Origin of the sequence: Enterobacter sp. 342, assembly GCF_036663495.1 — a bacterium.
GTDB lineage: Bacteria > Pseudomonadota > Gammaproteobacteria > Enterobacterales > Enterobacteriaceae > Enterobacter.
This window is the reverse complement of the sequence record NZ_JAWUEI010000021.1, coordinates 79,425-91,408: the sequence shown is the minus strand read 5'-3', so window position 1 is coordinate 91,408 and position 11,984 is coordinate 79,425. Positions and strand designations below refer to the sequence as shown.

9 protein-coding genes are annotated in these 11,984 nt (G+C 52.0%); 6 read left to right on the top strand and 3 right to left on the bottom strand.

Annotated features, from left to right (window positions below; all coding sequences use genetic code 11):
* The first annotated feature begins 310 nt into the window (after positions 1-310).
* The 4 genes from V6E55_RS16920 to V6E55_RS16905 all read left to right on the top strand — a co-directional run bounded on the left by V6E55_RS16920 (position 311) and on the right by V6E55_RS16905 (position 4,713).
* A complete protein-coding gene (locus tag V6E55_RS16920; RefSeq protein WP_114977732.1) occupies positions 311-1,450 on the top strand; it encodes a polysaccharide export protein in 1,140 nt (379 codons plus the stop codon).
* Positions 1,450-1,899: an arsenate reductase/protein-tyrosine-phosphatase family protein gene (locus V6E55_RS16915; protein WP_129995375.1), complete on the top strand. Its 450-nt coding sequence runs from the start codon at positions 1,450-1,452 to the stop codon at positions 1,897-1,899. Before V6E55_RS16920 ends, V6E55_RS16915 begins: the two co-directional genes overlap by 1 nt.
* Positions 1,899-4,097, top strand: coding sequence for a tyrosine-protein kinase (gene etk / locus V6E55_RS16910; protein ID WP_316943457.1), 2,199 nt, complete (start codon positions 1,899-1,901; stop codon positions 4,095-4,097). The genes V6E55_RS16915 and etk overlap by 1 nt, the downstream gene beginning before the upstream one ends.
* Positions 4,098-4,197: 100 nt before the next feature.
* Positions 4,198-4,713, top strand: a complete 516-nt coding sequence (locus V6E55_RS16905) for a protein disulfide oxidoreductase (RefSeq protein ID WP_316943455.1) — start codon at positions 4,198-4,200, stop codon at positions 4,711-4,713.
* Between the two features lie 36 nt (positions 4,714-4,749).
* Here V6E55_RS16905 and V6E55_RS16900 read toward each other — a convergent pair whose 3' ends face one another.
* The 3 genes from V6E55_RS16900 to V6E55_RS16890 form a co-directional block, all read right to left on the bottom strand.
* Entirely contained in the window at positions 4,750-6,216 is a 1,467-nt protein-coding gene (locus tag V6E55_RS16900) for a pyridoxal phosphate-dependent decarboxylase family protein (RefSeq protein ID WP_316943454.1), read from the bottom strand.
* A gap of 18 nt (positions 6,217-6,234) precedes the next feature.
* Positions 6,235-7,611, bottom strand: a complete 1,377-nt coding sequence (locus V6E55_RS16895; protein ID WP_114977737.1) for a diaminobutyrate--2-oxoglutarate transaminase — start codon at positions 7,609-7,611, stop codon at positions 6,235-6,237.
* A 336-nt stretch (positions 7,612-7,947) separates the two neighbouring features.
* Complete coding sequence (locus tag V6E55_RS16890) at positions 7,948-8,952, bottom strand: LacI family DNA-binding transcriptional regulator (protein ID WP_316943453.1); 1,005 nt, start codon at positions 8,950-8,952, stop codon at positions 7,948-7,950.
* A gap of 238 nt (positions 8,953-9,190) precedes the next feature.
* Here V6E55_RS16890 and V6E55_RS16885 point away from each other — a divergent pair, with 238 nt between their 5' ends.
* A complete protein-coding gene (locus V6E55_RS16885) occupies positions 9,191-10,432 on the top strand; it encodes an MFS transporter (RefSeq protein ID WP_316943451.1) in 1,242 nt (413 codons plus the stop codon).
* A gap of 16 nt (positions 10,433-10,448) precedes the next feature.
* On the top strand, positions 10,449-11,879 hold the full coding sequence (locus V6E55_RS16880; RefSeq protein ID WP_316943449.1) for a glycoside hydrolase family 32 protein: 1,431 nt from the start codon (positions 10,449-10,451) through the stop codon (positions 11,877-11,879).
* Positions 11,880-11,984: the final 105 nt, after the last annotated feature.

Here is an 11,984-nt window from a genome sequence, read left to right as displayed (position 1 = left end):
ATCGGCCCAGATCCGCGAAATTTTAATCAGCGAGTCAGCTTGGGAAGAAATGACCTGCTTATTCGCACCTTCCCTAAGTTTGTGAACTGGGAAACATGCATTTTCTTTAAAGGCAACTTAAACTTATGAAAGCGGAGTGGTTTAATTTTCATTTCAACTGCCTTCCGTTTCTTAAATTCATCCTGCGCATCATTAGATGATGTGCGTTTATACTTAATTGCATGAAAAACAGAGTGTTGATGAATCTGATGATTCTTCCTGAATTATTGTCTATATGTTTTTTGCGCTCATGAATGATTAATTAATTTTAATGAAAAATACAACCGCACTATTTGTAATATTCCTGGTGATAAGTCAGTTGACTGGCTGTGTATTTTCTCCCGGGCAAGCATTAAGCTCATCAGGGAAAAACATCATCATGACGGGTGATGAAAATAATAATGTTGATAAGCGTGTGGATCTTTATCCTCTTACCCCTTCTCTGATTGAAAAATTGCGTCCTGCGGTCGTGAAATCTCAGCCAAATCCTAAGCTGGATGAGCAACTCAGAAACTGGGAGTACCGCATTGGAGCAGGTGATATTTTGACTGTTACCGTTTGGGATCATCCTGAACTGACAACTCCGGCTGGGCAATACCGCAGTGCCAGTGATGCCGGTAACTGGGTGAACGCGGACGGTACACTCTTTTATCCCTATGTAGGAAAACTCACCGTCGCGGGAAAAACGGTCTCTGAAGTCAGAGAGGAGATCGCCACACGCCTGGAGAACGTGATCGAAAGCCCGCAGGTGGATGTCAGCGTGGCGGCCTTCCGCTCGCAAAAAGCGTATGTCACTGGCGAAGTTGCCAAATCTGGCCAGCAGGCTATCACCAATATTCCAGTCACAGTTATGGATGCCGTCAACGCGGCAGGGGGGCTTTCTGCTGACGCTGACTGGCGCAACGTGGTTCTCACTCACGAGGGGAAAGATTCACGCCTCTCTCTGTACGCACTGATGCAGCACGGCGACCTGACGCAAAATAAGCTGCTCTACCCGGGTGATATTCTTTTTGTTCCACGCAATGACGCACTGAAAGTCTTTGTAATGGGGGAAGTGATCAAGCAGAGCACGCTGAAGATGGACAGGAGTGGGATGACCCTCGCCGAAGCGCTGAGCAATGCGGGTGGGCTGAACCAGAACATGGCCGATGCGACGGGTATTTTTGTCATTCGCTCTATTGCTAAAGGCAATAATGCGGGAAAAATCGCCAACATTTATCAGCTTAATGCGCAGGATGCCTCTGCGATGGTGTTGGGCACCGAATTCCAGCTTGAACCCTACGACATTGTTTATGTCACTACGGCACCGCTGTCGCGCTGGAATCGCGTTATTACTCAGCTCGTGCCGACCATCAGTGGTGTTCATGATCTGACCGAAACGGTCCGTTATATCAGATCGTGGCCGCAATAATGTTCGATTCCATCTTAGTGGTCTGCACCGGCAATATTTGTCGATCACCAATTGGCGAGCAGTTGTTACGCCAGTTGCTACCGGGAAAACAGATAACCTCGGCAGGCATATTTGGGCTGGAAGGAAGCCCGGCGGATATCAGCGCACAGGACGTGGCCGGGCGACATGGGCTCTCTCTCGATGAACATCGCGCGCGCAAATTAACTCCGCAGATTATGCGGGAATCGGATCTTATTCTGGTGATGGAACCCGCTCATCTTCGCTTTATTTCTGCCATGGCCCCGGAAATTCGCGGCAAATCGCTGCTCTTTGGGCAATGGCTGGAGCCGCAGGACATCCCCGATCCCTATCGTAAAAGCCGTGAAGCATTCGACTATGTTTTCGGGCTGCTGGGCAAAGCCAGCCAGGAATGGGCTCATCGTTTGAGTCAACAAGGAATGAAGCGTTAATGTCGTCTTACACAACAGGCAGTTACGGTGCCACAACACCGGAAAATCATGAAATTGATCTCATTCGTCTACTCGGCGAAATGATCGATCACCGTGCAGTTATTTTATCAATTACGTTTATGTTCACCCTGCTGGCGGGGCTGTATGCCTTTTTATCCACGCCCGTTTATCGCGCAGATGCCTTAATTCAGGTGGAAGGAAAGCAGGATAATAGCCTGCTCAAAAATTTAAGACAGTTTGGTAATGAGATGTCTCCCGATGTGGAACCCGAAATACTCCTGCTTAAATCGCGCATGATCCTGGGTGCTACCGTTGATGAATTAGGTTTAACGCAGCACGTGACGTGGCGTACTTTCCCTGTCGTAGGGCAACTGTGGGCGCAGTTGCAGGGCCGTAAACCAGCGACGATCGCCCTTGGTTGGTTGCAATTGCCACTTGTTGAAGGAAAACTCCGCTCCCTTGTACTCACTGTGCTGGAAAAAGGCGCATACCGACTGGAGGGCGACAATTTTTATGCGGAGGGTAGAGAGGGTAAGCCTTTTGAAAAGAAGGGAATTTCCCTGCTGGTGGCGAAACTGAATGCCCCAACGGGCACGCAATTCACGCTACAAACCCGTTCCCGTCTGGAGGCAATCAATGCGCTGAGTAACCAGTTTAGCGTAGTTGAATCGGCGAAACAGAGTGGAGTGATGACGCTCACCCTGACCGGCAACGATCCTGATCGTATTGCCCATGTGCTCAACCGTATTGCCAACAATTACCTGCAGCAAAATATTGCCCGTCAGGAAGCGCAGGATTCACGAAGTCTTGCGTTTTTACTGCAGCAGTTACCGAAAATCAGAAACGAACTCGATCAGGCCGAAGAGCGGCTGAATCAGTATCGCAAACAGCGTGACTCGGTCGATCTCTCTCTGGAGGCGAAATCGGTTCTTGAACAGATTGTTAATATCGAAAACCAGCTCAACGAGTTGACGTTTCGTGAGGCGGAGATTTCTCAACTCTTTAAGAAAGATCACCCGAATTACCGCGCATTGCGTGAAAAACGCCAGACGCTGGTACAGGAGAAAGTTCGCCTGAATCAGCGTGTCTCAGCCATGCCTTCGACTCAACAGGACATTTTGCGCCTCAGTCGGGATGTGGAGTCAGGTCGGACAATCTACCTGCAGCTACTCACACGTCAGCAAGAGCTGAACATCTCACGCTCCAGCGCCATCGGTAACGTGCGAATTATCGACAGCGCGGTGACGCAACCTGATCCTGTTAAACCGCGAAAGCCGCTGATTATTGTTTTTGGCACCCTGATGGGGCTGATATTCTCGATGGGTCTGGTGCTGATCCGCATTGCGCTCAGACGCGGTCTCAACGCCTCCGAGCAACTGGAAGGGCTGGGAGTACAGGTGATGGCAACATTACCGCGTTCGATGTGGTTGTGGAAAAAAACGCACCTGCACAGGAAAAGAGTATTTGGCTCGCGCTGGGGTCACAAGATTACCGATGTGCCTTTCCTGCCTGTCGACCGGCCCGCAGATATTTTTGTTGAGGCTGTGCGGGGGTTGCGCACCAGCTTGCATTTCACGTTGCAGGATGCCGCTAACCGAATCGTCATGATTTCTGGCCCCACGCAGGACTGCGGAAAAACGCTTGTCAGCACCTCACTGGCAGCCATTGAGGCACAGGCCGGGCTCAGGGTGTTATTCATTGACGCAGATATGCGTGAGGGGTATGTCCATAACGTATTCGGTTTAAAAAACCACACCGGACTTTCCGGGGTGCTTGATGGAAAATGTGCGTGTCAGGAGGCGATTCAGCGCTATGAAAAAGGCAATATTGATGTGCTGACCTGTGGGCCGGTTCCATCGCGGCCCTCAGAACTGCTGATGAGTGATCGCTTCAGCGTGCTAATGACATGGGCAGATGAGCATTATGACCTTGTGATCCTCGATACCCCGCCGGTGCTGGCTGTTACCGATGCCGCTGTGGCAGTCAGGGTGGCAGCAACGTCATTGCTGGTCGCACGCTTTGGCAAGACCAGCATGAAAGAGATGGAGAACAGCATCAAGCGCCTGCAACAAATGGGTGCGCGGATCAAAGGTACCGTGCTGAACGACGTCGTGAAGTCAGCAGCTCTGTATTACCATTCAGGCTATGGGCAATACGAGTATGGTCATAGCACGACACAGCAACCGCGCAAGGATTAATGTTTTAACAGCGTGGCAAAATAGTACACTCGCGACACTTCTTTACAGCGAAACGACGCATAGCTCGCTAAGATGACCTTCGTTAAAGCACGAGGTCATAATGGAAAACCGCAAATTCAGCAAACTGCGCCGCTGGGCGTGGGAAGGGATCATACTTGTTCTGTTGGCGCTGGCTGTGATGTGGGGTGTGGATCAGTACCGCAAGCCGACATTACCAGCCACGTTTAGTGCAACTCCGATGCAGGGTGTTGATGGCACGATGCACGACATTGCGGCGCTCAGTCAGGACCGGCCGCTGCTGATTTACGTCTGGGCCACCTGGTGCAGCATCTGCCGTTATACCACGCCTTCAGTCAATAAGCTGGCAGAAGAGGGTGGCAATGTGGTGAGTATTGCCATGCGTTCCGGTGATGACGCAAAGCTTGCGCGCTGGATTGAAAAGAAACAGCTGAAAATGGCGGTGGTAAATGATGAGAACGGTGCGCTGTCGCAGGCATGGCAGGTGAGCGTAACGCCGACGCTGGTCATTGTGTCGAAGGGGAACGTTGTCAGCACGACTACGGGGTGGACGAGTTACTGGGGATTAAAAGCCAGAATGTGGTGGGCTGGGGTATAAAAATAACCCCTCTCCTTGCGGAAGAGGGGTTTTGTATTACTTCGCCAGAACTTCCTGCGCGGTGCGCTCAACCAGAGACAGCAGGATTTTAATATCTTCCAGCGTCACGGTTGGGTTCAACAGCGTCAGCTTCAGGCAAGTGATACCGTTATGCTCAGTCACGCCGACGTTTGCACGGCCGGATTCCAGCAGCGCATCACCAATTTTCTGGTTCAGCAGGGCAATACCCGCATCATCTGCCTGCACGTCGCCACGGAAGCGGAACAGTACGCTTGCCAGCTGCGGTTGCATAACCAGTTCCAGAGCAGGCTGCTCTTGCACATAAGCCGCAACCTGCTGTGCCAGCGTCACGCCGTGATCGATGATCGCTGCGTATTGCTCCTGACCCAGCGCTTCCAGGCTCATCCACAGTTTCAGCGCGTCGAAACGGCGCGTGGTCTGCAGCGATTTGGACACCAGGTTAGGTACGCCTGCTTCTTCGTCGAACTCAGAGTTCAGGTAAGCCGCCTGATAGCGCATCAGTTCATAGTGACGTGCTTCTTTCAGCAGGAATGCACCGCAACTGATGGTCTGGAAGAACTGTTTGTGGAAGTCCAGAGTAACGGAATCCACCAGTTCAATACCGTCCAGGTAGTGACGATACTGCTCAGACATCAGGAGCGCGCCGCCCCATGCCGCATCAACGTGTACCCAGATATTCTGCTTCGCCGCCAGCTCAGCAATGGCACGCAGAGGGTCAATAGCACCGGCATCGGTAGTCCCTGCTGTCGCGACAATCGCCAGGATCTGTTCGCCGTTCGCGTTGCACTGTTCGATTTTCGCCGCCAGATCGGTCAGATCCATGCGTGAGAATTCGTCCGTTTTCACCTGCACCACGGACTGGTAACCCAGACCCATCAGCGCCATGTTTTTCTGCACGGAGAAGTGCGCGTTTTCTGAGCACAGTACGCGGATCTTACGCAGATCGCCCGTCAGACCATCCTGCTGAACGGAGTGACCCTGACGCGCAAAGAACGCATCACGAGCCAGCATCAGACCCATCAGGTTGCTCTGGGTGCCACCGCTGGTGAAGACACCTGCGTCGCCAGCCTGATAACCCACGCGGGTACGCAGCCATTCGATCAGTTTGATCTCAATGATGGTTGCGGACGGGCTTTGATCCCAGGAGTCCATACTCTGGTTAGTGGCGTTGATCAGCACTTCTGCCGCCTGGCTTACTACCAGGCTTGGACAGTGCAGGTGCGCCACACACTGTGGGTGATGAACGGACAAACTGTCTTTCAGGAAGAACTCTACAGCGCGTTCAATCGCTGCTTCGTTGCCCAGCCCTTTCGGGTTGAAATCCAGCTTAATACGGTCGCGCAGTTCCGCGACCGTTTTGCCCTGGTACATCTCAGGCTGTTTCAGCCACTGCATCACAGCCTGAGTGCTTTGTTCAATCGCCTGCTGGTAAGCTTCAATGCTCTGTGCAGAGGAGAACAAAATTGGGTTTGAATCTGACATCGTGTTCAACTACTCCGGTTACGCCGGGCGAACGCCCGCAGCAAGCAGTGCCTGCTCGAATTTATCCAGGAAGATTTTCAGCTCTTCATCGCTGATCAGCAGAGAAGGCAGCAGACGCAGAACGATACCGTTGCGACCACCACGCTCCAGAATCAGACCGGCTTCGAAGCACTTCTTCTGAATCAGGGCAGACAGCTCGCCATCACCCGGGAAGCAACCCATGTGGTCAGCGGCTTCGTTTGGCTTAACGATCTCAATACCGATCATCATGCCCAGACCGCGAACGTGGCCGATAACCGGATAGCGTTTCGCCATCTCTTTCAGCTGGCCTTTCAGCCATTCGCCCTGTGCAGCCACTTTGCCTGCGATGTTCTGATCTTTCAGGATTTTCAGCGTGGTCAGACCGGTTGCCATCGCCAGCTGGTTGCCGCGGAAGGTACCGGTGTGGTGACCTGGAGCCCATGCATCGAACTGCTTTTTGATACCGAGCACAGCCAGTGGCAGACCGCCACCGACAGCTTTAGACATCACGATGATGTCTGGCTCAATGCCAGCGTGTTCGAAAGCGAAGAATTTACCGGTACGCGCAAAGCCAGCCTGCACTTCGTCGAGGATCAGCAGAATGCCGTGTTCCTGAGTCACTTTGCGGATACGCTGCAGCCACTCAACCGGAGCCGGGTTCACACCGCCTTCACCCTGAACGGCTTCCAGAATGACGGCTGCAGGTTTGCGTACGCCACTTTCCACGTCGTTAATCAGGTTTTCGAAGTAGTAGGTCAGTGCTTTCACGCCAGCCTCACCGCCGATACCCAGCGGGCAACGGTACTGGTGTGGGTAAGGCATGAACTGCACTTCTGGCATCATACCGTCAACAGCTTCTTTCGGAGACAGGTTGCCGGTCACGGACAGTGCGCCGTGGGTCATACCGTGGTAACCACCAGAGAAGCTGATGATACCGCTACGGCCGGTGACTTTTTTCGCCAGTTTCAGCGCCGCTTCCACGGCGTCAGCACCGGATGGACCGGTGAACTGCAGGCAGTACTCTTTGCCCTGACCTGGCAGCAGAGAGAGCAGGTATTCTGAAAACGCGTCTTTCAGAGGCGTAGTCAGATCCAGGGTATGTAACGGCAAGCCGCTGGTAATGACATTTTGGATGCTTTTCAGCACATCAGGATGGTTATGGCCAAGCGCAAGGGTCCCTGCGCCTGCTAAACAGTCAAGGTATTCTTTATTATCTGCATCGGTGATCCACACGCCGTCTGCTTTAGTGATTGCTAAAGGCAGTTTGCGCGGATAACTCCTGACGTTAGATTCAAACTCGGCCTGACGGGCCAGATAGGTTTCGTTGCTTTTGTGGGCATCTACGGTGTCAATACGGACTTTATCCGTCATCATATCACTCCTACAACCGCCGCTTCGTTATGAGCCACGATTGAATAAAAAGTTAAAAAACAGATGGGGGCCTGAAAAAAACGCCGCCAATATAGAGCCTTTTGCCACGGGGCTCAATGGTTAATTTGTTTACTGTTTTGTGACATGGGGCACAGGGGAAGGAATATCCCTCTTTTTTGAAAGAAAATTGCGCTTTATTACAAAGTAAAACAGCCGGTTATGTGTAGTCGGCCTGGAGTGTAAAAGCAGAAAAAAGAGTGTGACAAATCGTGCCATTGGCTGACATAAAAGAAGGGATACGACCTCCTTACCACCATGACAGGTAAAAATCCCTGGTCTCTATACATGCGCAACGGAATCACGCATTAAAAATGGACTCTCAACACGCGTCGTTTCCCGATGGTTTTCACCGTTAATAATATGCAGGGCACTCAGACGTCCAATTTCATAATGTGGCAGTTGAACCGTTGAAAGAGGGGGGAGAAAGAGTTCTCCAATGCCCACCATATTGTCATAACCGATAACCGCAATATCTTGTGGGATGCGAAGCCCTTGAGCCAGTAGCGTCTGGTACACCATCAAAGCGATACGATCGTTGCCGCAGATAACGGAGTCGAACTGGGGGATGCCATTCTGAATGTGCGCCCGCAAAACTGATGGAATGTCACGATAGTGCTCGTCCCCGAACGCCATATAGCTATGTTCCAGACTGTTCGGGTCGAGCCCAGCTTCACGGCATGCACGTTCCAGCCCCTGACGGCGTCGGGTTGTGGCCAGATGGTCCACGGGTAAATGCAGGCACAGGGGCTGTCGATAACCCTCGGCGAGTAACGCTTTCACGGCGTCGTACTGCCCCTGTTCATCATCAGGAATGTAGCTGGCTACTTTTTCATCGATACTTTCGCAGTTAGCCAGCACGCAGGGAAGGGTGAGGAGTTTGGCTGGAAGAGGAACCTGACGTAATCCCATAGTGGTGTAAATAATGCCGTCCGGGCGGTGGGAGAGCAGCAGATCGACAATTGCATCAGGGTTGTCATCGGTAAACATATTCATTACGAAGCTGTTCCAGCCGTGCATCCGTGCCGTCTCTTCAATGGACAGGGTAATCTCTACCGAGAAAGGTGTCGTCACCGTATCGAGCGCCAGCACGCCTATGGTTTTTGGCGAGGCATGTGCGCCACGTATTTTTTTGGCGGAAAGATCGGGTACGTAGTTGGTCTGATCGATAGCCTGCTGTACGCGCGCCAGCGTTTCCGGCTTAAGGCGCTCCGGGGTGTTAAGCGCACGTGAGACGGTCATCAGCGATACGTTAGCCAGCTTTGCGACGTCCTTCAGGGAAGCCATTTTCTTACTCCGTCAATGCTATATGTTAGAGAGTATACAACTAAGTAACTGATGTAAAAGGAAAGAGAGTTCATTGGTTATGTCAGGGTATCATGATTGATGAATAGTCGATCGCGATCTCATTCCTGTTATGTTAACGTTAACTTTCGTGATTAACATCATAAATCTGAACCAAATCGTATGAGCAAGGAGTAATGTTAACGTTACCATTATTTCATTACTCCAACATGAGAATGTCATGATGAAAACGCATCACTCTCACAGCTATCCATTACTGAGCGCATTACTGTTTTTCTTTTTTGTCACATGGTCCTCTTCCGGTTCTTTGCTCTCCATCTGGCTTCACCAGGATGTAGGCTTAAAAGCAGGCGATACTGGCGTTATTTATGCCGTGCTTTCTGTCTCCGCGCTTTTTGCTCAAATCTGCTATGGATTCATTCAGGACAAACTCGGTCTGCGCAAAAATCTGCTCTGGTTTCTGACCTGCCTGCTCATTCTTTCTGGTCCGGCTTTTTTGCTCTTCGGCTATCTGCTGCAGGTTAACGTTTTACTCGGCAGCATTTTCGGCGGGATTTATATCGGCCTGACGTTTAACGGCGGGATAGGGGTACTGGAGTCCTATACCGAGCGCGTGGCCAGACAGAGCCAGTTTGAGTTTGGCAAGGCGAGAATGTGGGGATCGCTTGGCTGGGCGGTGGCAACCTTTTTTGCGGGGCTCCTGTTTAACATTAATCCGAAGCTGAACTTCGCTGTTGCCAGTTGTGCGGGCCTGGTGTTTTTTGTTTTGCTGGTACGTCTCAGGGTCTCATCCGCTCCACACGCCATGCAGGAAGCGGTGTCCGGAGGAAAAATCACACTGGAAGATGCGCTGCGCCTGCTGACGCTGCCACGTTTCTGGGCACTGGTGTTTTTCGTTATTGGTACCTGTATTTATGGTGTTTATGACCAGCAGTTCCCGGTCTATTTCTCCTCCCAGTTCCCGACGTTGCAGGAAGGGAACGCCATGTACGGCTATCTCAACTCCTTCCAGGTGTTCCTTGAGGCGGCTGGTATGTTTTGTGCCCCATGGCTGGTGAATCGCCTTGGTGCGAAGAATGGTCTGATTTTCGCCGGAATGGTGATGGCGATGCGTATGGTGGCATCGGGTCTGGTTGAGGGGCCAGTATTGATCTCCATTACCAAGCTATTACACGCCGTTGAACTGCCCGTCTTGCTGGTTTCAATCTTTAAATACAATAGCTTGCATTTTGATAAGCGGCTCTCTTCCACCCTCTATCTGGTGGGCTTTGCCTGTACAAGCTCGGTAATTGCCTCGGTCTTGTCGCCGCTGGCAGGCTACAGCTATGAGAAATACGGCTTTGCCCAATCCTATCTCATTATGGGGCTATTAGTTTTCAGCACCACGTTTATATCCCTCTTCCTGTTGCGCTCGGGTAAGTCCACTTCTGACCCGCTAATGCCACAATCTTCCACTATCTGATCGAAAGAGTAGAGAAATGACGTATTCAATTATTAAAGCTGAGCGGGAACTTCAGTCCAGGCGCGAAGGACTTAACCTGCGCTGGTATCCGCGTTACCACCTTGCAGCGCGAGCTGGCTGGATGAACGACCCAAATGGCCTGGTCTGGTTTGACGGCTGGTATCACGTTTTTTATCAACATCATCCGTACTCGACCCAATGGGGTCCGATGCACTGGGGCCATGCGCGCAGCAAGGATTTAGTTCACTGGGAGCATCTCCCGGTTGCACTGGCGCCGGAAGGACCCGAAGACAAGGATGGCTGTTTTTCCGGATCGGCGGTAGTGGATGGCGATGCGCTGGCGCTGATTTACACCGGACACAAATTCCACGGCGATCCTGATGAGGCTAATCTATATCAGGTGCAGTGTCTGGCAACCAGCCGTGATGGTGTCCATTTTGAGCGACAGGGAATGGTAGTTGATACGCCACCTGGCCTGCATCACTTCCGCGATCCGAAAGTGTGGCGTGAAGGGGAGTGCTGGTACATGGTTGTCGGTGCGCGGGATGGCGAGACGGGTCAGGTACGCGTTTATCGTTCTGCTGATCTGCGCGAGTGGCTGGATATGGGCGTACTTGCTGTGGCGGAAAAAGAGATGGGATATATGTGGGAATGCCCGGACTTTTTCACGCTCAATGGTAAGCGCGTGCTGATGTTTTCGCCTCAGGGGCTGGTAGCTGAAGGCTACAAAAATCGTAATCTTTTCCAGAGCGGCTATCTGTTGGGCGAGTGGCAGCCTGGTCAGCCTTTTGTGCGTGAAGGTGAGTTTGTGGAGATGGATCGCGGTCATGATTTCTATGCACCACAAAGTTTCCTGACACCTGATGGCCGCCGCATCGTAATTGGTTGGCTGGATATGTGGGAATCCCCGCTGCCGGAACAGGAGGATGGTTGGGCTGGCATGCTCTCTTTACCGCGCGAGCTGACGCTCAGTACGGATAACCGTCTGCAAATGCGGCCGGCCAGAGAGGTCGAAGGCCTCCGGGGCGCGTGGTTTCCCTGGCCGGTAAGTGCGCTTAAAAATCAGCAGATGACTCTGGTGGAACACTGCGACGCGATGGAGGTTATTCTGCAGTGGGATTCTGCCAACAGTTGTGCGGAACAATACGGTATTCGTCTTGGAAGCGGGTTGCGTGTTTATGTTGATGCTCAGATGCAGCGTCTGGTGCTGGAGCGACACTATCCACAGTATGGCCTGTGTGGTACCCGAAGCGTCGCGCTTAACCTGAACGATTCGCTCAGTCTGCGCCTGTTCTTTGACTGCTCTTCCGTGGAAGTGTTTGTTAACGAGGGTGAGGCGTGCCTCAGCAGCCGTATATATCCTGATGCAGACTGCCGTGAGCTAGCGTTGTTTGCCTGGACCGGGACAGCATCACTTATTGATGCCGGGGCATGGCAATTAGGTTAACACGGGCGACGTCAGGGTAGGGGCTTACAGCGGTCCTGGCGTCCATATTCTGTAATGCCTGCAATTAAAAAAGGCGATCGACGTCGCCTTTTTTATCTGTTTAAT